The organism is Brenneria uluponensis, from assembly GCF_032395385.1.
Lineage (GTDB): Bacteria > Pseudomonadota > Gammaproteobacteria > Enterobacterales > Enterobacteriaceae > Prodigiosinella > Prodigiosinella aquatilis.
In genome coordinates this window covers 3249269-3273356 of record NZ_CP135917.1, presented here as the reverse complement: position 1 = coordinate 3273356, position 24088 = coordinate 3249269, and the positions used below count along the sequence as shown (strand labels likewise).

Below are 24088 nucleotides of genomic sequence, written 5' to 3'. Positions count from 1 at the left end.
TATTCACCCTTTCAGCGCTGTCAGTTGCTGAACATCCAGCGTGTTAAGTGTGCGATGGATTTTGCGTGCCATCAGTGCCATCACGATGACCGCAAAAATGGCATCGGTAGCGATACCGATTTCCACCAGCTCCGGTGCGCGGTTTGCCAGCAACGCCAGCGTCAAATGCGCACCGTTTTCCATCAGGCAGTAACCAAATACCTGTTTGAGAATGTTGCGCTGGCTGACAATACACAGCAGGCCAATCATGAAATGTCCCAGCGATACTGCCAGCGCTGGTTTCAGTTCGCTGACCATCGGCAGTTGCACCGGGGCCACCGCGAAGTAGCTCAGCACCACAATCACCGTGGCGATCAGAATAATCATCGCCGGGCTGAGCACGCCGCCATCGGCTTTCGGGTCGGCCAGCTTACGGAAGGAGCGGTACATGATGGTTGGCACCAGCACCACTTTGGTGATAAAGGCGCTGATGGACCACCAGTACAACTCCGGTGCGTGCAAGGTATTGGCCAGTGAAATGAAAATCAGCACCAGCACTAACGATTGCAGTGCGTACAGACAAGCTGAGGTGGTGGGCTTTCTGGCGCCGATCACCAGCAGTGAAGTGATGATCAGCAGTCCGGCCAGGTTATTTACGATAAGTGATCCAGTCATGATCGTTCCTTATTTCAGCCACAGGGCGGCAATGACGCTGGAAAACAGTGACATCCCAATCAGTACCAACAGCACCGCCTGCATGGAGCGGGGCACTGGTGTCGCGGTAGCCACTTCCTCCGAAGGTTCGCCCGGTACGGTGCGGCCAAACCAGTAAAGGAACCAGGCGAAGCTGCCAACCGATTCAATCAGCGTGATGATCAGCAGTGGCAGCAACCACACTTGTTCACGGGACAGCGCAAAACCGGCGGCAAACAGCGGAAATTTACTGAAGAAGCCATTGAAAGGCGGCACCCCGGTGATCGCCAGCGCTGCGACGCAGAATCCCACGCCCAGCAGCGGCATCTTGCGCATGATCCCTTTCAGCTTCGGTAACATACGGGTACCGCTGCTGTAGCTGAGCGCGCCCGCCACCAGGAAGAACAGACTCTTGGCGAAAGCATGGTTGAAGATGTAGGCAATACCGGCATCAAAGGCCATGCGTGAGCCGAAGATCGACAGTGACAGCGCAAAGAAGATGTAAGACAGCTGGGTGATGGTGGAGTAGGCCAGCAGACGTTTCATATCTTTTTGCGGCAGATACATCAGGAAGCCATACACCAGGGTAATGGTGGCCATCACGATACCGACGACGCCAATCACGTGCGGAACCTCACCAGCAGACAGAATGGCGCGGGCAAAAATGTAAACCCCCACTTTCACCATTGACGCGGCGTGCAGGTACGAACTGACCGGTGTGGGTGCTTCCATCGCGTCCGGCAACCAGACGTGTAACGGGAACTGGGCGGATTTCCCCCAGGCGGCAAACAGAATTCCGCTGAACACGATGATCTTGCCGGTTTCATCCAACTGCGACAGCGCGCTGAGCGCAAAGGTGCCGGTGTTGACGAACAGATACGCCGCCGCCAGATAAAGCCCGATGGAGGCCACGTGGGTTACCAACAGTGCTTTCATCGCCGAGCGCAGCGACTTGGGGGTTTGGTAGTAGCCGATCAGCGCCCAGGAACATCCTCCGGTGATTTCAAAGAACAGCAACTGTCCCAGAATGGTGGAAGAGAGTGTCAGCCCGGCCATCGCACCGATGAACACCAACAGGAACGCGTAATAACGGTTGGTTCCTTCATGGGGATGTTCACGGTTGCCCAGCGTCAGGTAACCGCAGGAATAAATGCTCACCAGCAGGCCGAGGGACACCACGGCAAAGCCAATCAGCAGGCTGATTCGGTCCAGTATGAATCCGAAGATTTCAGTCTGGCCGTAGCGGTAGAGGGTGAAGGTGACGTCCGTCTTCCCGCTGTTGAAATAGGCGCAGGCCAGCCAGGCAATGCCGAGCGTCGCCAGCAATGCGAACAGACTGCACAGGATTTTGGCCTGTCGCTGCGGCATAAAAGCGATCAACAGTGCGCCGAAGAACGGCAGCAGGATGGTCGCAAGGGCAACATTCTCTATTGCAAAAGTCTCCATGATGAATGCTTACTCCTTATAGACCAGTCAGATAGAAAACGAACGCCAGCGCCGCAACGCCGAAGCCCAGCCAGGTAACTCGTCCGGTCAGCAGGAAACGTCCACGGGCCAGGCTGTTCTCAATCAGGGCGGCAACGATAAATACCACTCCCAGCTTGATGACAAAGGTCAGTGAACCCCACAGTATGCCCGCCAGCGAGACACTGGCGGCTTTACCAAACGGGATGAAAATTGACAGAAACAGCGCGGCAACCACCACCTGTTTCAGGCTGATACCCCATTTCACCAATGCCAGGCCAGCACCGGAATACTCGGTCAGCGGGCCTTCCTGTAATTCCTGTTCGGCTTCGGCTACATCGAACGGGATTTTGCCCATCTCGATGAAAACGGCGAAGGCGCAGGCCAGCAGCGCCAGTACGGTTGCGGTCGGTGAAACCCAATGGCCGTTGGCCAATTGCTGACTGATGTTGCCGATATTGGTCGATCCGGCAATCAGTGCTACCACCAGCAGTGCCAGAATCAGAATCGGCTCCACCAGCACGCCGAGTGTCAGCTCACGGCTGGCGCCAATCCCGGCGAAACTACTGCCGGAATCCAGACCGGATAACGAGAAGAAGAAACGAAACACCGCAAACAGATAGAGCAGGGTGATAATGTCGCCGCCGGCCCCGAACGGAGAGGCATCGGTGACGATAGGTAACGTCATCGCGACCACCATCATGGTGCTCAGCAACACAAACGGCATCAGACGAAAGACACCGCCACTGTGCTGCGGCGCCACTTCCTGCCGGCGCAGCAGTTTGAAGAGGTCACGGTAATCCTGCAATATGCCCGGCCCCTGGCGAGAGTGCATCTTGGCGCGGATGACCCGCGACATGCCAGACATCAGCGGTGCAATAGCCAGTAACAGCACGGCCTGTAACAGGGCACAGACGATCAGGGTAAATACGGAAACGTGAGTCATGATCCTGTTCTCCTTAGGCCATTGTCGCCAGTATCAGAATAACCAGCGCGGCGACCACATACAGGCAGTAGACCCGAAAGTCACCATTCTGAATCCACTGCGCGGCGCGGCCGAGACGTTGTACGCCCCGCACTAATGGCCCCACGATATGGTCGTCCCACACCGGTTCGACGTATCCTGCCGCCTGGGTGGTATGTTCCAGTGCGCTTTGCATCGCCGGGGCGGGATCCAGGGTTTTACGCATCCGGTACAGTGGTGCGAACATCACGCGTAACGGTTGGGTAAAGCTACCTGCTGATGCCGCCATCGAGGCTTCATAACCATAACCACAAGCCCACGGCGTGCCGCGTTGACGGAAGTTCAGGCGAGCACCGCGACAGCCGACGTAAAGCAGCAGCGGCAGCAGCGGTAATGCCAGCAACAGAATGAAGATCAAGGGGGTGTTCAGCGAGGTCTGTTGCGGATTGCCAGGGAATACCTGCATACCCAGTGCCACAGTCGGGGCGCTATTGTGGGTCAGACTGGCGGCCACTTGTGCAATGACGGGAGCGACCTCGCTGGCACCGATACCCAGCAGCACGCACAGTAACGCCAGCAACAACATGGCGGTGGTCATCGGCCATGGGACTTCCCGGGCCTGAGCGGCTTTTTCACTGCGTGGCGCACCAGAGAAACTGATACCGTAAACCTTGACAAAACACATGGCTGCCAGCGCACCGGTAATCGCCAGCATCACGATGGCAATCGGTGCCACCAGACGCAGGCCAAAACTGCCGTCGTGACTGAGGCTAAACAGCGATTGATAGGTAAACCATTCACTGACAAAACCGTTTAGTGGCGGCAGCGCGGAGATAGCCATACACCCGACCATAAACGCCAGTGCGGTACGTGGCATCAGGCGAGCCAGACCCCCCATTTTTTCCATATCTTTAGTGTGCAGACGATAAATGACGGCCCCGGCCCCGAGGAACAACAAGCCTTTAAACACGGCATGGTTAAGCAGGTGATACAGGCCACCAAGCAGACCCAGCATCGCCAGCAGCGGATGATGCGTGGCAATGCCAATCATGCCAACGCCGACACCCATCAGAATAATGCCGATGTTCTCTACCGTGTGGTAAGCCAACAGCCGTTTGATATCGTGCTCGGCCAGCGCATACAGCACACCCAGTACCGAAGACACCGCACCAAACGCCAGTACCACCACGCCCCACCATGTTTCGGTGGCACCGAGCAGATCGATGCCGACTTTGATGATCCCGAAGATACCGATTTTCACCATGACGCCGGACATCAACGCGGAAGCGTGTGACGGCGCTGCCGGGTGAGCACGTGGCAACCAGCCGTGTAACGGCAACATCCCGGCTTTGGCACCAAAACCAAAGAACGCCAGCAGGAAGACAACGGAAGCCTGTGGTGCAGACAGCGATGCCTTTCGGAAATCCGCAAAATCCAGGCTACCACTATGCCGGTAGAGCAGGAAGAAGGCGATCATGATCAGCACCGAACCGGCGTGAGCAATCAGGAAATAGAGCAGACCAGCGCTGACCGCCTCTTCGTTTTGTTCGGAAATCACCAGGAAGTAGGAGCTAAGGGACATCACTTCAAACAGAATAATGAAGTAGAAAGCGTTATCCACCACCACCAGCGCTACCATCGAGGCGATAAACAGGTTCATGAAGAACCCCATCGCCCAGGCGCCGCGTCCGCGGTATTCCTGGAGATAAGCCAGTGAGTAGAGCGATGTCATCATCACCAGCAGGGAAATCACCATCACCATAAATGCCGCCAGGGCATCAAGACGTAAGGTCAGGTGAGCGAAGGCATCAAATGGACCACTAAACATGGCAGTGACGACCGGGCCACCGAGTAGTAGGGGTAATGCCGCCGCGACGCCGGCGCAACCGCCGACAAACGAACAGAGCCCACTCAGGCGGATAGCCAGCGACTCCTGACGCGACAGACACAGGGAAAGCAGTGCGCCCGCCAGATAAAATGCCAGTGACAGACTCAGCCATTGCAATGCAGTCATCATAATTTTGGCTCCCGTTCATTTTCCGTTGGCGGGAAAGGAATATTACCGGTTGGCCATTCCATCGCCTGTTTCTGCTTGGCGGCTATAGCGTTTTCCATGCTCTGGTCATCGACCAGATACAAGGCGTTGGTCGGACAGACACGCACACATTCCGGGCCATTTTCCAGGAAGTCACACAAGTCGCATTTCACCGCAATGCTGCGAACACCGGCATTCCATGACAGGAACGGATGAATAGAGGAAACGCTGACCGGCACGTCAGAGAGCATGGACAGCGGAATATGCTGATCAAACGTTTCCGGAATAGACAGCGGCTTGCTGCCTGATGGAGTGATTGCGCCAAATGGACAGGCGATAGCACAAAGCTTGCAACCGATGCAGGTATTCTCATCCAGTACCACCGCATTATCCTGATGCGTAATGGCATTGACCGGACATACCTTGGCACAGGGCGCATCCTCACAGTGACGGCATAGTACCGGAGCGGTGCCACCGGCATCGCGCTCGACCGTCAATCTCGGATGTGTCTGTAGTCCCTGTTGGCGGTGTACCTGTGTACAGGCGGCCATACAGGTGTTGCATCCGATACAACGTTTTGGCTCCGCAATGACGAAGCGGTTCATAGCCATACCCTCCGGGGTCATGATGAAGTAGTCCATCGCCGGAAAGCATATTCCATGCCACATGAGTTAAGTTCTCATTTAGTTATTTTAAATCAATGTGTTGATCTATTTTTTTTCTGAAAAGTGGGTGACGTGAAAAACGTCGCTCGACATTAGTGACGACGGTTCTTTCCGATAATGAAGGTAATCTCGTCACTATCGACAGCAAAAGATTTTTTCATTCTGGATAAAACACCGGAAAGGGGCAGATGATGCGTTTTTCGCCGAAGCAGTGGGAATCAAAGGGTAAATTATCGTCATAAGCGCTGTTTTTATGGTTCAGTTGGGTGTAATCAAGATCGCTGGCATTAAATTTGCTTAGTCTGTTTCATTCTTTTTTATGTCGACAATCGAGAGGAGCTGGATATGTGTCTTGGTATTCCGGGTCAGGTCGTGGAGTGGGCGTCAGTGGATCGCCAATTGGCGTGGGTGGATGTCTGTGGCGTAAAGCGTGAGGTCAATGTGGCATTGATCGTGGGTGATGACGATCAGCAACCGTTAATCGGCAGTTGGGTTCTGGTTCATGTCGGGTTTGCCATGAGCCGTCTCGACGAACGTGAGGCCCGTGATACGTTGGACGCATTACGACAGATGGAAGAAGTAGAACAGGACGTGACAGTGTTTCTGAGAACCTGACGGAGATGCCGCTAGCCTGCCATCCCGCACTCATTTTATCGAGATGACAACGCGGCGGGGATAATACTGTCACCCCAGATACGGGGTTTCATATAATAATGTGCCTCCGCAGAGCCAATCGCCTGTTTGATCTGTTCTGGCGCGGCTTCAACCATGCTCGTGGTCAGTCACCGGCGAGGGCGATACGGCGGAAACCATCGGTTTGAGTTTAATCCGCATGGTATAAATGACGCCGCTGATCAGGCAGATAATTCCACACAATGTCAGTAATGGCGGCCAGGACTGGCGCAGCAAAAAGGTATACGCCAGACCCGCCAGCGTTTCAAATACCAGCAGTGGCCCCACCAATACGGTGGGCAGGCGTTGGCTCGCCTCGTTCCAACACAGCGTGCCGAGCCAGGAACTGAACAGGCCGATGATCACCATCAACGTAATAAATACCTCCGGTCGTGGGCCGAAAGGGAGTGCGAAGCGCGGCTCGGTCAACGCCAGATAACCACCAACCAGCAGGTATCCCACCAGTGCCAGTGGTAATGTCGCTACACCTTGTGCAGTAGCCCAAGTACCCGGATTCTTATCCGGATGCTGGCGTAACCAGCGAGCATTGCGCAATGGATACCAGGTCCAGCAAACAACAGCCAGCAGGGCCAATGCCATGCCGCTGAGGTAGTTCCATAACGATAGCGGTGCCGACGCATTGGTGATCTCCGCTATATTCACCAGGATTAACCCCACAGCAATCAGCCCCAGCGCGGGTGTCAGGCGTCGCCATGATAAGCGACCATCATGACGACCATAAAGCAGGTTGGCGCTTATAGCGATCACCACCGGCAGCGTTCCGATAATCATGGTAGTAATCGGTGCGCCAGTTCGCTTGATGGCACTGGCCAAACAGAGGTAGTACAGCAGGTTGCCGATCGTCGAAAGCTTCAGTGCCTCAAGCCAGTCCTGACGGGTTAGCTGCGTCAGACGGGCGCGATCACTCCAGGCCAGCGGCAGGGCAATCAGACCAAACGCGAGGTAACGCCCGGTAGACTGTAAGGCGGCTGGGTAGTCGGGTATGAGTAGCGGCCCGATAAATATCAATCCCCACATCAAGCCTGCGGATAGCGCAAACACGATACCGGTTAACATTAGCCTTCCTGTTCTGTAGTAAAAATATCCAAGGGGAGCGGTGATCCTGCTAACCGAAATACTTGTGATAGAAAAACCATAAAAGAATCAAATTATGTATTGGTATGGAATAGCAAAACTTTGTACTGATGATGGCCACTAGCATAATTGACTTGAAGTAAGGTGTGAACTTTCAGCAGTTAAAAAGTTATCCGTGAATCTTCACATTGCCATTACAACCTGGCCGAAGTGGCTAATATGCGGTTCTCTCTTCCTGATCCGGTGTGAGCTGCCATATCCGCGAGATGGCTGCCTTTTTTGCGATCGGGTATAACGCATATGATGACCATTATGGAGTGCCATTCAGCATAGTTATGAACTATCAATTTCACGATTTTCTTGATCTCATCTGTTCTGGATAGTAGCATTTACGGCGATAACAATAACTTATGGCATATGTTTTATTTTTGTAATCAAATACTTGTTCGTTTTTTATGAATAACTATGTGATTTTCAAGTATGTGGCCTGCTGGAATGAAATGGCTTGTCACGATAATAACAACATTTTATCTCCGTAATCTCCCCTCGTTTTATCAATTCAGCTTGAGCTGAATTGATTGCTGGCAGTCGTTTTGTCACAGGTTAGCGCAGGGAGCATAAACATGGATTATCACTATGAAAAAACAGAAAGTTAGTCTTGCCTGGCAAATCCTCATCGCACTGATTATCGGTATTGTTGTCGGCGCGCTTTTACATGAGTATCCCAATGACAAGCAATGGCTAATCAGTAATATCCTTAGTCCGGCAGGGGATATATTTATACGGTTAATCAAGATGATTGTGGTCCCCATTGTTATCACTACGCTGGTGGTGGGAATTGCCGGTGTTGGTGATGCCAAGAAATTGGGGCGCATCGGTTTAAAGACCATCATCTATTTTGAAATCATTACGACATTGGCAATTATTCTCGGTATTACGTTGGCGAATGTTTTTCATCCTGGTTACGGCATCGATATGTCGACGCTGACCTCGGTGGATATTTCCCAGTATGAAAAAACCACGCAACAAGTACAAAGCGGTACTCACAGTTTGGTGGGTACTATTCTGTCGCTGATCCCCTCCAATATTTTTGCCGCATTGGCTAAAGGGGATATGCTGCCGGTGATTTTTTTCTCGGTACTGTTTGGGCTGGGCTTGTCCTCGCTACCGAGAGAACAGCGTGAACCTTTGCTGAATGTGTTCCGCAGTGCATCGGAGACCATGTTCAAGGTGACACATATGATCATGCGTTATGCTCCGGTGGGGGTGTTTGCGCTGATTTCTGTCACCGTGGCCAATTTCGGTTTTGCTTCACTGTGGCCACTGGCAAAACTGGTGATACTGGTTTATGTCGCCATCCTGTTTTTTGCGCTGGTGGTGCTGGGATTGGTGGCACGCGTGAGTGGTCTGCGCGTGACAATGTTGATCCGTATTCTGAAAGATGAACTGATTCTGGCGTATTCCACAGCCAGTTCGGAAACCGTACTGCCACGGATCATTGAAAAAATGGAAGCGTATGGTGCGCCGAAAGCCATCACCAGCTTTGTGGTGCCAACCGGTTACTCTTTCAATCTGGATGGCTCTACTTTGTATCAGAGTATCGCCGCCATTTTCATCGCCCAACTCTATGGTATTGACCTCTCTCTTAGCCAGGAGCTGTTGCTGGTGGTGACGCTGATGCTGACGTCCAAGGGTATCGCCGGTGTACCAGGGGTCTCTTTTGTGGTGTTGTTGGCGACGCTGGGCAGTGTCGGGATTCCGCTGGAAGGCCTGGCGTTTATCGCCGGGGTTGACCGTATTCTGGATATGGCGCGTACCGCGCTCAATGTGGTAGGTAACTCACTGGCGGTGCTGGTGATATCCAAATGGGAAGGTCAGTTTGACGAGGAGAAAGCACGGGCTTACGAGCGTGAACTGATCGGACTTGAGGCTCGGCCCGCCAGTCAGGAAACGTCGCTATAAAAAAACCGGGCATAGCCCGGTTTTTTGACGATTGAAAACCTTTTTCACGTTAACGCCGGATTTCCCTGAACCATCCGGCGCATCGCGCGGTTAGTAATAGCCGTACAGTGCCGCTAAAATCCAGCCAAAGACACAGGATGTACTCACGCCAATCAATCCTGGCAAAATAAAACTGTGGTTAATGACGAAACGGCCAATGTGGGTCGTACCGGAGCGGTCAAACTGGATGGCAGCCAGATCGCTGGGGTAAGTCGGCAGAATGTAGTAACCGTAACAGGCTGGCGCTGATGCCACGATATAGGCGGGATCAACACCAATCGCCAGTGCTACAGGCACAATGGCAGCCAGTGCTGCGGCCTGAGAGTTGACGAATTTGGAAACCAGCAGCAAGACCAACGCGTAAGCCCAGGGGTAATCTTTTACCAATGCGCCCAGTGTATCTTTAATTTGCGACATGTGGGCGCCGAACATGGTTTCCGCCATCCAGGCAATACCATACACCGCGACAATAGCGATCATCCCTGAGCGGAACACTTCGTTTTTAGAAATAGACGCGGGATTGGTTTTCGTCGCTATGATGATGATGGCGCCAGACAGTAGCATGAACATCTGAATGACCAACACCATGGACAACGGCTTGTTGTTAAATACCGGACGCAGGCTGGGTACTGCCCCCATCAACGCTACAGCCGCAATAGTCGCCAGAAAGATCCACATGGCTATCCAGTTTTTGCGCGGCAGTTTTTTATCCAGCAGCGTAGCGGTATCACCGTAGACGTATTCTTTGTTTTCCGGTACGGAAATAAATTTCTGGAAAACGGGGTCTTTATCCAGATCTTTACCCCTGAACCAACTGAAAATCCCGATAGCCAGAATACCCAGTAAGGTTGACGGAACTGTGATTGCCAGTAAGTTCAGAAATTCAAGATGTTTACCCTGAAAGGTAAAGTTACCCAACATGGCAACCAGCGATACCACGGCGACAGAAACCGGGCTGGCAATAATCCCCATCTGGGCACCGATAGAACTGGCCGCCATTGGACGTTCAGGGCGGATATTATTTTTGATTGCCACGTCATAGATAATGGGCAGAATGGTGTACACCACATGTCCAGTACCACAAAGAATGGTCAGGATACAGGTGACAAACGGCGCAATAATCGAAACATATTTCGGATTACGGCGCAGCATTTTTTCCGCCATTTGCAACATGACATCCAAACCACCAGATGCTTGCAGTGTTGCGGATGCGGCTACTACAGAAATAATAACCAGCATTACATCAACTGGTGGTTTTCCTGGTGGAAGTTTGAAAATGAAAACCAGAATTACAAGCCCGATACCGCCTAATAAACCCAGCGCGATCCCACCTTTACGTGCGCCATAAAACAGGCATATCAGGACAATGATAAGCTGAATGATAAAGTCCATAGATTCCCCATTACTCATAATGACGAGTTAATTAATTAAGATTGGCTTACTTTCGTCACGGCTACTATAGATATTATTGACCATTTTTTTTCTTGATCTGAGTCTATTATTTTTAATGTTTCTTTAATTTGTCTTAAATTTATCTTAAATAAAAGAACTCCCCTGCAATAATAAATAATTATTGGTTTTTTTAGTTTCTTAATTATAAAATTAGTTTATTAAATAATCTTAAATATTAAGCGCTATTTTCAGGTTTGATTTTGGCTTTGTTGTCGATTTTTGTTTATATTATTGTTTTGTTTTTGTTGTAATAAGGTTCTTTGTTTGTTTTTTATTGACGATTAATACTCATAAATGTCTTAATCTAAATGACTTCTGAAATGGATAGCCTATGGTAATTAACGTAATCAATTGATAAACATGATAATTTTAGATTATTTCTTTATTGTTCGCTTTATTAATATTAATGTCAATATTAACGCGCTTTATTATCTCATCAACAGATGATAATGATTAGCGATTGCGACAGATTCAACTCGTTGTGCCGGTATGTGAGGGCGATTCACATTTTTCCATGGATGATGGTTAGAAAACTCAATAGTATCTTTAGTTATTAAAATGAAGATAATATAAAACTTATTAGTATAATATGGACAATAAATAGCGGTATAAGCCCAAAATAATTCGAGTTGCAGGAAGGCGGCAAGTGAGCGAATCCCGATGAGCTTACTCAGGTAAGTGATTCGGGTGAGCGAACGCAGCCAACACACCTGCAACTTGAAGTATGACGGGTATAGACGTGTTTTGATAACCGTTTAGTATGTAAAAATCACCGTACTTTCATGCTCCGTCCTCTGCAATATGACCTTGCCGGTTTGCCGTTGCCGCCGCTGTTACTTTCCCTTCATCTGACCCCTCTCATCTGATTATCGAACCTAGAGTAATATCTGGTGAAATGCGCAGTGCAGCGCTATACAAGATATATGCGAAAAACGTCGGTCAGCCAGTGGTCGGAATCAGCAGACTGCTGACAAAGTCAGATATCTCAGATATCTCAGATATCTCAGATATCAGGGCGTGTGCGTCGGTGGGCGTAGCGGTGTAAGCCGCCGGAGTGACCTTAGGCGCGGTATCCCTGGGGATCTTGGGCGTAAAGGCAACGTGGCCAACAAACACCGATGCTGGTCAGTGACTGGTCGCCATCTTTTTTGAATGTGGCAACTATTTTGCTAGTCCATCACCGATAGATTTCTGCTCAAAGGGAGAGTGTTATGTACGACAAATTACTTATTGATGGTAAACAGGTTGCGGGAAACGGCGAATATCTGGCGGTGTACAACCCTGCTACCGGCGAAGAGATCGCCGCTATTCCACAGGCTGATTTGGCGCAGGTCGATGATGCGGTCAACGCGGCGGACGCGGCCTTTGTCCACTGGGGACGTACATCACCCAAAACCCGTGCCGCACTGCTGCTGGCAGTGGCTGAAGCGATTGAAATGCATGCTCAAGCCCTGGCGAAACTGGAATCGCTGAACTGTGGTAAACCCTACCATGCGGTACTGAACGATGAGATCCCGGCCGTCGCCGATGTCTTTCGCTTTTTTGCCGGCGCAGTCCGTTGCCTGAGTGGGTCGGCCGCCGGTGAGTATCTTGAAGGACACACGTCGATGGTCCGCCGTGATCCGGTGGGCGTTGTCGCGTCTATCGCACCCTGGAATTATCCGCTGATGATGGCCGCATGGAAGTTGGCTCCAGCGCTGGCCGCCGGCAACTGTGTAGTGATGAAACCTGCAGAGCAGACACCGCTGACCACCTTTTATCTGGCCACTCTGCTGGCAGATATTTTCCCGCCGGGTGTGGTCAACATCCTGTTTGGTCGGGGGAAAGATATCGGTGATGCTTTAACCGGTCATAAATTGGTGCGCATGGTATCGCTTACGGGCTCCATCGCCACCGGTGCTCATATTGTGGCTCATACCGCTGGCAGTGTTAAACGCACGCATATGGAGCTGGGCGGCAAGGCACCAGTCATTGTATTTGCGGATGCCGATCTGGCGCAGGTCGTGGAGGGGATCCGGAGCTTTGGTTTCTATAATGCGGGTCAGGATTGTACGGCGGCCTGTCGGTTATATGTGCAACGTCCAGTCTATGAGGAAGTGGTCGCGGCGCTGGGTAGAGCGGTTTCCACCCTGAATATGGGTGATCCGCAGGATGACGATACTGAATTGGGGCCGCTGATCACAGCCGGACAACTGGAACGTGTGATTGGTTTTGTGGAACGGGCCAAAGCTCAATCGCATATTCGGGTCATTACCGGCGGGGCGCGTGTATCAGGCGGCGGTTACTATTTTCAACCGACAGTGCTGGCCGATGCCCGTCAGGACGATGAAATCGTGCAGCAGGAAGTGTTTGGTCCAGTGATTTCCATCACCCCATTTGATGATGAAGCCCAGGTCGTGGCATGGGCCAATGACTCCGGCTATGGTTTGGCCTCGTCGATATGGACGAAAGATGTTGGCCGTGCCCATCGTATCGCGGCCAGTCTGCAATATGGTTGTACCTGGGTAAACACGCATTTCATGCTGGTGAGTGAAATGCCCCACGGTGGGCAAAAGCTTTCCGGTTATGGCAAAGATCTGTCCATGTACGGGCTGGAGGATTACACCGTGGTGCGCCATATTATGTTCCGCCATTGATTCAGAACCAGCGCCATTGTTATTGATGAATAGTGTTGTCGATGAATAATGGCGTTTTAGTGGGCAGTATGCCCACTAATGGTGCATTTGGTCTGGGTGTTTTGCGGTATTTGATCCTGAAGAATATTGATATGGGTTTTTATCTCTGTTCCACACTGTTCCTGTTTATTTAATCTTACAAAGCATCTATCCGGAGGCGAAAAGTTTTTATTTCAAAATTTGATGGGCAACTGGCGTGTTCTGTGCATTACTTAAACTGGTATCACATGATACCCGTTAAGCAAGGAGTCTATTTTGTCCAGATTGCCGACTTGTCTCAACCCGCTAGAGTGTTCTCAGCAGGCGCTTAAATGGATTATGAGTGATGTGTTATCCGATGAGGATGCACAGACACTGAATCAGGAAACACTGAATTCCTTCCGTGAATATGTCAATCCTGGTTTCCTCGAATACCGGAAATCAGTTACCAGCGGCGGTGGCTATGGCGCAGTAGAGTGGCGCGCCAGCGGCCTGAATACCCTGCTCGATACCCAAGGTAATGAATATCTCGACTGTCTCGGTGGTTATGGCATTTTCAATGTTGGCCACCGTAACCCTACCGTGGTGGCTGCCGTTGAGAAACAGCTTGCCAAACAGCCATTGCACAGCCAGGAATTGCTGGACCCGCTACGCGGTATGTTGGCAAAAACGCTGGCGGCGATTACGCCGGGTAACCTGAAATACAGCTTTTTATCCAACAGTGGCACGGAAGCAGTGGAAGCGGCATTGAAGCTGGCGAAAGCGTATCAGGGTCCAAAAGGGAAATTCAGTTTTATCGCCGCTCATGGGGCGTTCCACGGTAAATCGCTGGGTTCTCTCTCCGCTACCGCCAAACCGATATTCCGCAAACCTTTCATGCCACTGTTACCGGGGTTCCATCATGTGCCTTTTGGTGACATTGACGCCATGAGAAAGCAGATTCATCAATGCCAAAGTAACGGTGAAGGCATTGCCGCCGTGATCCTGGAACCGATTCAGGGTGAAGGTGGGGTGATTTTGCCTCCGGATCAATACTTGCCTGCGGTGCGTGCACTGTGTGACGAGATTGGGGCATTGCTGATTCTGGACGAAGTTCAGACCGGTATGGGACGTACTGGAAAAATGTTTGCCTGCCAGCATTATGGTGTCCAGCCCGATATTCTTTGTCTGGCGAAGGCACTGGGCGGGGGTGTGATGCCGATTGGCGCGACAGTGGCAACCGAAGCGGTATTCTCGGTGCTGTTTGATAATCCGTTCCTGCATACCACTACGTTTGGTGGCAATCCGCTGGCTTGTGCGGCGGCGCTGGCAACGATAAATGTGCTGCTGCGGGACAATCTGCCTGAACAGGCGGCGCAGCAAGGCAGCTTCCTGCTGTCCGGGCTGAAACGGCTGGCGGTACGTTATCCAGAGCTGGTGGCCGAGGTTCGCGGACGGGGATTGTTGCAGGCTATTGAGTTTAAAAAGAACGAGATCGGTTATGCTTTTGCCAGTGAACTGTTCCAACGCCGAGTGTTGGTGGCCGGTACGCTGAACAATGCCAAATCGATCCGTATTGAGCCGCCGCTGACTATCACCCATGAACAATGTTGCCATGTTCTGCTTGAAGCAGAACGGGCGCTGGAGAAATTATGGAAAACGCAGCGGGCAGAGGTTAAACCAGAATTTATCGATGAGGAACTTTCGATACAGTGAAAAACCAGCGAAATTCTGTCAACGTCGTGTTGTCACGATGTGACAAGCCAGTCCGGTAATCTGACTGGCTTTTTTTGTCTATAGAAAACCCCCAGCTAGGCTGGGGGTTCCGTAAAGCTTTCAGCTATAAGTCGGTTATAAAAACCCCTTTCGATTTGTTAAAACACCTTGCGGTCTGGCAACTGCAAAAGTTAAGCAAAAAATTGAAAGGGGGTCCCATGGGGGACGAAAAGAGCTTAGCGCACACCCGATGGAACTGTAAATATCACATCGTTTTTGCGCCGAAGTACCGAAGGCAGGTGTTCTATGGAGAAAAGCGTAGGGCAATTGGCGGCATATTAAGAAAGTTGTGTGAATGGAAAAACGTGAACCTCGTGGAGGCAGAATGTTGTGTGGATCACATCCATATGCTTCTGGAGATCCCGCCGAAGATGAGTGTGTCGAGTTTTATGGGATACCTGAAGGGTAAGAGTAGCCTGATGGTTTATGAGCAATTTGGCGATTTGAAGTTTAAATACCGAAATCGAGAATTCTGGTGTCGAGGGTATTATGTAGATACGGTGGGAAAGAATACATCGAAGATACAAGAATACATAAAGCACCAATTGGAGCAAGATAAGTTGGGTGAGCAACTCTCGATCCCATATCCGGGTAGCCCGTTTACGGGCCGTAAGTAATCCATAGATGCAAATGTCAGATCGCGATGCGCCTGTTAGGGCGCGGCTGGTAACAGAGCCTTATAGGCGCATATGAAAAACCTCCGGCTATGCCGGAGGATATTTATTTTGTCTTCCCTCCGTTACATCTCTTCATTATCCCGCAATGCATCCTTCACCTCAGTGTCACAGTCAGCCCGCATCATGTTACCCATTGCCCATAGAAGGTAAGTGTCATGCCAACCACCGTTGTTCCCCTGCGTATTCGCTCTTGTTTCATGCAATTTGATGGATTTTCTTCTGATACGAGTTTTTCACCTGACAATGACGGGATTTTTTGAATGATTCAGTTATCTAGACATCCTACCACTCTATATCAAGCCATTGCCGCGCAGTTGGAAGAAGAACTACGCAAGGGATATCACAGTGGTGATTACCTGCCTTCTGAGCAGCAATTGGCGGATCGCTATTCAGTGAACCGCCATACACTACGCCGTGCGGTGGACGAACTGGTGAATAAAGGGCTGGTTCAGCGTCGTCGAGGCATCGGTATCCTGGTGTTGATGCGTCCTTATGATTATCCGCTGCATGCCCAGGCCCGGTTCAGTCAGAATCTGATGGAGCAGGGCAGCCATCCCACCAGTGAACGTCTGTTGGCCGTGTTGCGGCCCTGCAATAGCGACGTGGCCTCTGCACTAGGCTGTCAGGAAGGGGAACCGGTGATTCACCTGCGTACCCTGCGGCGGGTCAATGCTGTACCGGTCAGCGTGATCGACCATTATTTGCCGGAACTCAACTGGTGGCCCGCACTACAGCAATTCCAGAGCGGGTCGCTGCACGACTTTATCGCCCGCGAACTGCATCAGCCGTTAACCCGTCGCCAAACCCGCATCAGTGCCCGTCCGGCGCAGGCGAAAGAGCGGCAACTACTGGAAACGGTGGCGCAATCGCCACTGCTGTGCATCCGTACCCTGAATATCTGTACCGACAGTGATCGCGTGGCGGAGTATTCCGTCAGCCTGGTTCGGGCAGAGATGATTGAACTGACCATGGAGCACTAGATGGCAATACAAACGGCAAGACAACGCTGGATGTCGATACTGGCGCACAGCGATCCGGACGTCATGCAACAACACTGGCAACAGCTGGGTTTGCGCTATAGCTATCAGGTGTTGCGTACACCAGAGACCGGACTGGCGCGCGTGCAAGGGCGCATGGGGGGCACCGGAAAACGCTTTGTACTGGGAGATGTCACCCTTACTCGCGCAGTGGTACGGCTGGATGATGGCACTTGTGGTTACAGCTACGTGACCGGACGTAACAAACCGCACGCCGAGCTGTGTGCGTTGGTGGATGCCCTGTTGCAAAAACAGGGTACCGATACACCGCTTTATCAGCAGCTAATCGTACCGTTGGCGGCAACCCGCGCAGAGCAATTGCAGCAGCGGGCACAGGAAATTGCCAGTAGCAAGGTGGATTTCTTTACTTTGGTTCGTGGAGACAATGAATGACGCTACTTGCTGGCTTTACCCATCCGTTCGGGGACGCGCAATACGCCTTCCGCCGTATTTTAAAGGCCATGAGCGAACCGGGCGTGATTGTTTCTCTCCTTCATTCGCCGCGTTGGGGCGCGCTTTCGCCGGCCGCGACCGCGGTTCTGCTGACGTTGGTCGATCGTGAAACGCCGCTATGGCTGGATCCGGCGTTACAGGATGAAACCCTGCTCACTAATCTGCGCTTTCATACTGGCGCACTGGTTACTGAACGTGCGCAGGCGGATTTTGCGCTATTGCTGTCAGTGCCACAGGTTTCACTGGCGGGTTTTTCCGCCGGCGATGCACTGGCACCGGAAAAAAGCACCTCGATCATTGTGGAGGTGCCCAGTCTGGGCGGAGGACTTCCATTGGAAATTAGCGGGCCGGGAATGGCGGAACCGCGCGGTGTCGCGCCGCAACTGCCGGAAAGTGTGCTGCATTATTTGCGTGAGCGGCCGCACCCATTTCCGCTGGGATTTGACTTTATTTTCACCAGTGGTGAGTCGCTGATGGCACTGCCGCGCACCACACATGTGGAGGTGTCCTGATGTACGTTGCGGTCAAAGGGGGCGAAAAGGCGATCGACGCTGCCCACCAGTTACAGGCGCAGTTACGCCGGGGAACGAGCGACCAGGCGGAACTGTCGGTAGAGCAAATTGAACAGCAACTGAGTCTGGCGGTGGATCGGGTAATGACCGAAGGCGGGATTTATGACCGACAACTGGCGGCATTGGCGATTAAACAGGCCAGTGGCGATCTGGTGGAAGCTATTTTCCTGCTGCGTGCTTACCGTACGACCTTGCCGCGTCTGGCGGACAGCGTGCCGCTCGACAGCAGTCAGATGCGTCTGGAACGACGTATTTCGGCGGTTTACAAAGATCTGCCTGGTGGGCAGGTGCTTGGCCCCACTTATGATTACACCCACCGCCTGCTGGATTTTGCTCTGTTGGCGGAAGGTGCGACTCCATCGACGTCGACGTCGGATAATGTGCTGATTGAGCCATGTCCACCGATGTTTGCGCTGATGACGTCGGAAGGTATTGCCGCCCGGGAAGAAGATGATGGCAGCGAACCGCAGGACATTACCCGTGATCCTCCCTCGTATCCCGCCCCCCGCTCCGCACGCCTGCAACAATTGGTACGCGGCGATGAGGGTTTTTTGCTGGCGCTGGGATATTCCACCCAACGGGGTTATGGCCGCACTCATCCATTTGCCGGTGAAATTCGTACTGGCTATGTCACGGTAGAGATTGAGCCGGAAGAACTGGGGTTCTCACTGGAGGTGGGCGAGATCCTGCTGACGGAATGCGAAATGGTGAACGGTTTCACGGTGCCGGAACAGGAGCCGCCGTATTTCACCCGTGGTTACGGACTGGTATTCGGCCGTGCTGAACGTAAAGCGATAGCGATGGCGCTGGTGGATCGTGCCTTGCAGGCTGAAGCGTATAACGAGCGCGTGACTAGCCCGGCGCAGGATGAAGAGTTCGTGCTGTCACATGCGGATAACGTCGAAGCCGCCGGTTTTGTTTCACATCTCAAATTACCGCATTACGTGGATTTTCAGGCTGAACTGGAACTGTTACGGCGTTTACGTCAGGCACATCAGGAGGGAAAGGATGAAAGCGTTGAACGGCTATAACCCCGGCTATCTGGATGAGCACACCAAGCGCACGCTGCGCCGGGCGATCCTCAAGGCGGTGGCCATACCTGGTTATCAAGTGCCGTTTGGCGGACGGGAAATGCCGATGCCCTACGGCTGGGGCACGGGGGGTATTCAACTGACCGCCAGTCTGATCGGCGAACAGGATGTACTGAAAGTGATCGATCAGGGCGCGGACGATACCACCAACGCGGTGTCTATCCGGCGTTTTTTCCAGCGTGTCAGTGGCGCTGCCGTTACTGAACGTACCACGCAAGCCACGTTGATTCAGACCCGTCACCGCATTCCGGAAACCCCGCTGCGTGAAGATCAGATTCTGATTTATCAGGTACCGATCCCCGAGCCGCTGCGTTTTATCGAACCGCGGGAAACGGAAACTCGCAAAATGCACGCCCTGGAGGAGTACGGCATTATGCAGGTGAAGCTGTATGAAGATATTGCCCGCTTCGGTCATATTGCCACCACCTATGCGTATCCGGTAAAGGTCAATGACCGCTATGTTATGGATCCGTCGCCAATCCCGAAATTTGATAATCCCAAGTTGCACATGATGCCCGCGCTTCAGTTGTTCGGCGCCGGGCGAGAGAAACGTATCTACGCCTTACCGCCTTATACCAAAGTGGAAAGCCTCGATTTTGATGACCATCCGTTCAGCGTACAACGCTGGGAGCAGCCGTGTGCGCTATGCGGTTCGCAGGAGAGTTATCTGGATGAAGTGGTTATGGATGACCAGGGCACCCGACTGTTTGTCTGTTCTGATACCGATTATTGCCAGCAACGTCAGGAGGCCCAGCGCCATGACTCACACTAGCGAGACTGTCGAACAACCATTGCTGACAGTACGACAACTCACCCATCTTTACGCGCCGGGGAAGGGTTTCAGCAATGTGTCATTGGAGATTTATCCCGGTGAAGTGCTGGGTATTGTTGGCGAATCCGGTTCCGGTAAAACCACGTTGTTACAGGCGATGTCGGCGCGTCTGACGCCACAACACGGTGACGTTTTTTATCAGGGACGCGATTTATATGCCATGAGCGAGAGCGATCGTCGTCGGCTGTTGCGCGCCGAATGGGGTGTGGTGCACCAAAATCCGATGGACGGTCTGCGTCCGCAGGTATCCGCCGGGGGAAATATCGGAGAACGACTGATGGCGATGGGACAGCGGCATTATGGCGATATCCGTCGTCAGGCCGGGCAATGGCTGTCGGATGTGGAAATTCCACTTTCCCGACTGGATGATCTGCCGACCACGTTTTCCGGCGGTATGCAGCAACGCCTACAGATTGCCCGCAATCTGGTGACGCATCCCCGGCTGGTATTTATGGATGAGCCTACCGGTGGCCTGGATGTGTCGGTACAGGCGCGATTACTTGATCTGCTGCGCAATCTGGTCCGGGATTTGAATCTGTCGGTGGTGATCGTGACCCACGATCTCGGTGTCGCCCGGTTGCTGGCCCATCGTTTGCTGGTAATGCGTCAAGGTGAAGTGGTGGAAAGCGGATTAACTGATCGGGTGCTGGATGATCCGCATCATTCCTATACCCAACTGCTGGTGTCATCGGTGCTGAACTAGCATTCACACGAACTTCATCAGGTGTCTATAGATACGAGTCGTTTTGCTTGCCCGAACCAATATCGCGGGTACCCATAATGTTTCTCTACAGGTTGTAAAAACCATGAATATTCAGCTTCGCGTCGAAAATCTGTGTAAAACCTTTGTGCTGCATAATCAGCACGGCATCCAATTGCCAGTGCTGCATGATGCCAGTCTGACGGTGGCGGCCGGGGAGTGTGTGGTGCTGCATGGTCATTCCGGTAGCGGGAAATCCACCTTGCTGCGTTCACTGTATGCCAATTACCAACCGGACAGCGGCCATGTCTGGGTACACCATCAGCAACAGTGGGTCGATCTGGTGACGGCCCCGGCCCGCGAGGTGCTGGCAGTACGGCGGGAAACCATTGGTTGGGTCAGCCAGTTTTTACGGGTCATCCCACGTATTCCGACACTGGAGGTGGTCATGCAACCGCTATTGGAGCGGGGAGTGGAACGCAGCGAGTGTGAAGCGCGGGCGCGGACACTGTTGTCGCGCCTGAATGTGCCATCCCATCTGTGGTCGTTGGCGCCGTCCACCTTTTCCGGCGGAGAGCAGCAACGGGTGAATATTGCGCGTGGCTTTATTGCGGATTATCCGGTGTTACTGCTGGATGAACCGACTGCCTCACTGGACAATGCCAACCGCGACGCGGTGGTGATGCTAATCGAAGCGGCACGTGAACGTGGCGCTGCCATAGTGGGGATATTTCATGATGCGCAAGTGCGCGCCAGAGTAGCCGATCGTCTGTATGTGATGGATCCGGTGATACAGGAGCCAGCGCTATGATTATCAATCATGTACGGATGGTTCTGGACCATGAGGTGGTCAGCGGTTCGTTGGAATGCCGGGATGGCGTGATTTGTGCGATTTCCGATACTCCCAGCCGGCTGCCGCAGGCACTGGACGGGGAGAATGGCTGGTTATTGCCGGGACTGGTGGAGTTGCATACCGATAACCTGGACAAATTTTTCATGCCACGCCCGAAGGTTGATTGGCCGGCACATTCTGCCATGAGCAGTCACGACGCGCTGATTGTCGCCAGCGGTATTACCACCGTGCTGGATGCAGTGGCGGTTGGTGATGTACGCGATGGCGGCCACCGGCTGGATAACCTGCAACGGATGATTGGCGCTATTGTTCATAGTCAACAGCAGGGTGTGAACCGGGCGGAACATCGTCTTCATCTGCGTTGCGAGTTACCACATGATTCAACGCTACCGCTGTTTGAGACGTTGATCGATACGCAGAATTTGTCGCTGGTATCCCTGATGGATCACTCGCCGGGGCAGCGTCAGTTCGCCTCGCCAGAAAAATACCGCGAATACTATCAGGGAAAATATCATCTGAATGATGATGAAATGGATGCGTTTGACGCGGATCAGCGTCGTCTGGCGGGGCGTTGGTCCCAACCGAACCGGTTGGCGATTGCCGCTTGCTGTCGTGAACGGGGTATCGCACTGGCCAGTCATGATGACGCCACGGCTGAACATGTCGAGGAGTCCTATGGGCTGGGCAGTATGATTGCGGAGTTTCCCACCACCGAAGTAGCGGCCCACGCCTCTCACCAATGCGGTATGCAGGTATTGATGGGGGCGCCGAATATTGTGCGCGGCGGTTCGCATTCCGGCAATGTGTCGGCGCATCATCTGGCTGCGTTGGGCCTGCTGGATATTCTGTCGTCGGACTATTATCCCGCCAGTATGCTGGATGCGGTATTCCGTATCGCCGACGATGACAGTAACCGATTCACTCTGTCACAGGCAGTGGCGTTGGTCTCTGCTAATCCGGCCCGGGCCATCGGGTTGACGGATCGCGGTCAGATTGCCGAGGGAAAGCGGGCGGACCTGGTGCTGGCGCATGCGCCGCATGGTCAGGTGCGGGTGCAGCATGTGTGGGCGCAAGGGCGACAGGTGTTTTGATGGCACGGCTTATCTGGCTGATGGGTGCGTCCGGTTCTGGCAAGGACTCATTACTAGCGGCTCTACGCCAGCAGGCACTGGATGACCTGCTGGTGGCTCATCGTTATATCACCCGTCCTGCCGATGCCGGGGGCGAGAATCATGTCGCTCTTAGTGAGAGGGAGTTTATCTGTCGTCAGGTCAACGGGCTGTTTGCGCTGCACTGGCAGGCGCATCAGCACTATTACGGTCTGGGAATTGAGATTGATGTCTGGCTGGGCCAAGGGCTGGATGTGGTGGCTAATGGCTCGCGGTTTGCCCTGCATCAGGCTCAGGCGCGTTATGGCGCACAACTGCTGCCAGTGTGTCTACAGGTTTCTACTTCGGTGTTGGCTCAGCGGTTGCGTCAACGCGGACGGGAGAGCGCTGCTGAGATTGAGCAACGACTGCGCCGTGCCAATAATGTGGTGCCGGCCGATTGTCAGCAATTGATGAATGATGGACCGTTATCACACACCCTGCTGGCATTTTGCCAACTGCTGGAGAAAACGTGATGGAGTTTACTTTTCTGGGAACCGGCGATGTTCGGCAAGTGCCGGTGTTTGGCTGTGACTGTCCTGCGTGTGTTCGGGCGCAGCGTGAATACCGTTACCGACGCGGTCCCTGTAGCGCGTCGATTCGTTGTGGCGACGAAACGACGTTGTTGGATGCCGGGCTGCCGCGACTGGAACAGCGCTTCAGTCCGGGCGAAATCAGTCATATAGTGCTAACCCATTACCACATGGATCATGTTCAGGGACTGTTTTCGCTACGCTGGGGGATCGGGGAGAAAATCCCGGTATATGGCCCGCCAGATATGCAGGGCTGCGACGATCTCTACAAGCATCCGGGGATGTTGGATTTTAAACCGTTTCTGACCCCGTTCCAGATGCTGCGATTAGGCGAACTTCGCGTGACACCGCTACCACTTAATCATTCGCGGCCGACATTCGGTTATTTGCTGGAAGATACTCACCAGACGCTGGCGTACCTGACGGACACGATCGGGTTGCCGACGGAGACGTTTCGTTATCTGAGCGAACGGGCGCTGACTCATCTGATTGTCGATTGCTCCGCCGCCCCTTGCGAACCGCCGCCCCGAAATCACAATGACCTGACCCGGGCACTGGCCATTCATGAGGCGCTTAACCCAGCGCAGACCTGGTTGACACACCTGAGTCATGAAATGGACAGTTGGTTAATGATGCATACCCTACCGGATAGAGTAGCTACCGCCGAGGATGGTCTGATACTGCATGCCTGATGCAAATTGGCGGTGTTTTACATCTTAATTGGCACCAATCATGACACGTTCTCCACTATGTTCATTTTTTA

The 24088-nt window shown here is 52.8% G+C and carries 23 protein-coding genes; 16 read left to right on the top strand and 7 right to left on the bottom strand.

Annotation, left to right across the window (positions count from 1 at the left end):
* Positions 1-3: 3 nt before the first annotated feature.
* Genes hyfE through RS889_RS15300 form a run of 5 tightly spaced genes read right to left on the bottom strand, consistent with a single transcriptional unit; the run spans position 4 to position 5740 of the window.
* The gene (gene hyfE, locus RS889_RS15320) at positions 4-654 is read right to left on the bottom strand and encodes a hydrogenase 4 membrane subunit (RefSeq protein ID WP_021015297.1); all 651 of its coding nucleotides are present in this window, start codon (positions 652-654) and stop codon (positions 4-6) included.
* Positions 655-663: 9 nt separating this feature from the next.
* A complete protein-coding gene (locus tag RS889_RS15315) occupies positions 664-2118 on the bottom strand; it encodes a hydrogenase 4 subunit D (RefSeq protein ID WP_315707891.1) in 1455 nt (484 codons plus the stop codon).
* A 16-nt stretch (positions 2119-2134) separates the two neighbouring features.
* Complete coding sequence (locus RS889_RS15310) at positions 2135-3082, bottom strand: respiratory chain complex I subunit 1 family protein (RefSeq protein ID WP_315707890.1); 948 nt, start codon at positions 3080-3082, stop codon at positions 2135-2137.
* A 13-nt stretch (positions 3083-3095) separates the two neighbouring features.
* Positions 3096-5117 (bottom strand): hydrogenase 4 subunit B, encoded by a 2022-nt coding sequence (hyfB, locus tag RS889_RS15305; RefSeq protein ID WP_315707889.1) that lies wholly within the window; start codon positions 5115-5117, stop codon positions 3096-3098.
* Complete coding sequence (locus RS889_RS15300) at positions 5114-5740, bottom strand: 4Fe-4S dicluster domain-containing protein (RefSeq protein ID WP_315711070.1); 627 nt, start codon at positions 5738-5740, stop codon at positions 5114-5116. The genes hyfB and RS889_RS15300 overlap by 4 nt, the downstream gene beginning before the upstream one ends.
* A gap of 405 nt (positions 5741-6145) precedes the next feature.
* On the opposite strand from RS889_RS15300, the gene hypC reads away from it, so the two are divergent.
* On the top strand, positions 6146-6415 hold the full coding sequence (hypC, locus tag RS889_RS15295) for a HypC/HybG/HupF family hydrogenase formation chaperone (RefSeq protein ID WP_021015302.1): 270 nt from the start codon (positions 6146-6148) through the stop codon (positions 6413-6415).
* A gap of 147 nt (positions 6416-6562) precedes the next feature.
* Here the strand turns inward: hypC and RS889_RS15290 are convergent, their stop codons facing one another.
* Positions 6563-7549 (bottom strand): DMT family transporter, encoded by a 987-nt coding sequence (locus tag RS889_RS15290; protein WP_315707888.1) that lies wholly within the window; start codon positions 7547-7549, stop codon positions 6563-6565.
* A 654-nt stretch (positions 7550-8203) separates the two neighbouring features.
* Here RS889_RS15290 and gltP point away from each other — a divergent pair.
* A complete protein-coding gene (gene gltP / locus RS889_RS15285) occupies positions 8204-9529 on the top strand; it encodes a glutamate/aspartate:proton symporter GltP (protein WP_315707887.1) in 1326 nt (441 codons plus the stop codon).
* Between the two features lie 90 nt (positions 9530-9619).
* Here the strand turns inward: gltP and RS889_RS15280 are convergent, their stop codons facing one another.
* Positions 9620-10960, bottom strand: a complete 1341-nt coding sequence (locus RS889_RS15280; RefSeq protein ID WP_037380791.1) for an anaerobic C4-dicarboxylate transporter — start codon at positions 10958-10960, stop codon at positions 9620-9622.
* Positions 10961-12231: 1271 nt separating this feature from the next.
* Between RS889_RS15280 and patD the strand changes: the two genes are divergently transcribed.
* The 14 genes from patD to phnP all read left to right on the top strand — a co-directional run bounded on the left by patD (position 12232) and on the right by phnP (position 24017).
* Complete coding sequence (gene patD, locus RS889_RS15275) at positions 12232-13656, top strand: aminobutyraldehyde dehydrogenase (protein ID WP_315707886.1); 1425 nt, start codon at positions 12232-12234, stop codon at positions 13654-13656.
* Between the two features lie 41 nt (positions 13657-13697).
* Entirely contained in the window at positions 13698-13829 is a 132-nt protein-coding gene (locus RS889_RS15270; protein WP_315707885.1) for a hypothetical protein, read from the top strand.
* Between the two features lie 121 nt (positions 13830-13950).
* Positions 13951-15369, top strand: coding sequence for a putrescine aminotransferase (gene ygjG, locus RS889_RS15265; RefSeq protein WP_315707884.1), 1419 nt, complete (start codon positions 13951-13953; stop codon positions 15367-15369).
* A gap of 218 nt (positions 15370-15587) precedes the next feature.
* Positions 15588-16046 (top strand): IS200/IS605 family transposase, encoded by a 459-nt coding sequence (gene tnpA, locus RS889_RS15260; protein ID WP_315707820.1) that lies wholly within the window; start codon positions 15588-15590, stop codon positions 16044-16046.
* A gap of 320 nt (positions 16047-16366) precedes the next feature.
* Positions 16367-17086 carry a phosphonate metabolism transcriptional regulator PhnF gene (gene phnF, locus RS889_RS15255; protein ID WP_021015308.1) on the top strand — a complete coding sequence of 240 codons (720 nt, stop codon included), beginning with the start codon at positions 16367-16369 and terminating at the stop codon, positions 17084-17086.
* Positions 17087-17536, top strand: a complete 450-nt coding sequence (gene phnG / locus RS889_RS15250) for a phosphonate C-P lyase system protein PhnG (RefSeq protein ID WP_021015309.1) — start codon at positions 17087-17089, stop codon at positions 17534-17536.
* Entirely contained in the window at positions 17533-18108 is a 576-nt protein-coding gene (gene phnH, locus RS889_RS15245) for a phosphonate C-P lyase system protein PhnH (protein ID WP_315707883.1), read from the top strand. The genes phnG and phnH overlap by 4 nt, the downstream gene beginning before the upstream one ends.
* A complete protein-coding gene (locus RS889_RS15240; RefSeq protein WP_315707882.1) occupies positions 18108-19199 on the top strand; it encodes a carbon-phosphorus lyase complex subunit in 1092 nt (363 codons plus the stop codon). The genes phnH and RS889_RS15240 overlap by 1 nt, the downstream gene beginning before the upstream one ends.
* Complete coding sequence (locus RS889_RS15235) at positions 19177-20031, top strand: alpha-D-ribose 1-methylphosphonate 5-phosphate C-P-lyase PhnJ (RefSeq protein ID WP_315707881.1); 855 nt, start codon at positions 19177-19179, stop codon at positions 20029-20031. The genes RS889_RS15240 and RS889_RS15235 overlap by 23 nt, the downstream gene beginning before the upstream one ends.
* A complete protein-coding gene (gene phnK, locus RS889_RS15230) occupies positions 20018-20794 on the top strand; it encodes a phosphonate C-P lyase system protein PhnK (protein ID WP_021015313.1) in 777 nt (258 codons plus the stop codon). Before RS889_RS15235 ends, phnK begins: the two co-directional genes overlap by 14 nt.
* A gap of 103 nt (positions 20795-20897) precedes the next feature.
* A complete protein-coding gene (gene phnL / locus RS889_RS15225) occupies positions 20898-21602 on the top strand; it encodes a phosphonate C-P lyase system protein PhnL (RefSeq protein WP_315707880.1) in 705 nt (234 codons plus the stop codon).
* Complete coding sequence (phnM, locus tag RS889_RS15220) at positions 21599-22735, top strand: alpha-D-ribose 1-methylphosphonate 5-triphosphate diphosphatase (protein WP_315707879.1); 1137 nt, start codon at positions 21599-21601, stop codon at positions 22733-22735. The genes phnL and phnM overlap by 4 nt, the downstream gene beginning before the upstream one ends.
* Positions 22735-23268 (top strand): ribose 1,5-bisphosphokinase, encoded by a 534-nt coding sequence (gene phnN / locus RS889_RS15215; RefSeq protein WP_021015316.1) that lies wholly within the window; start codon positions 22735-22737, stop codon positions 23266-23268. Before phnM ends, phnN begins: the two co-directional genes overlap by 1 nt.
* A complete protein-coding gene (gene phnP, locus RS889_RS15210; RefSeq protein ID WP_315711068.1) occupies positions 23268-24017 on the top strand; it encodes a phosphonate metabolism protein PhnP in 750 nt (249 codons plus the stop codon). The genes phnN and phnP overlap by 1 nt, the downstream gene beginning before the upstream one ends.
* The last annotated feature ends 71 nt before the right edge of the window (positions 24018-24088 follow it).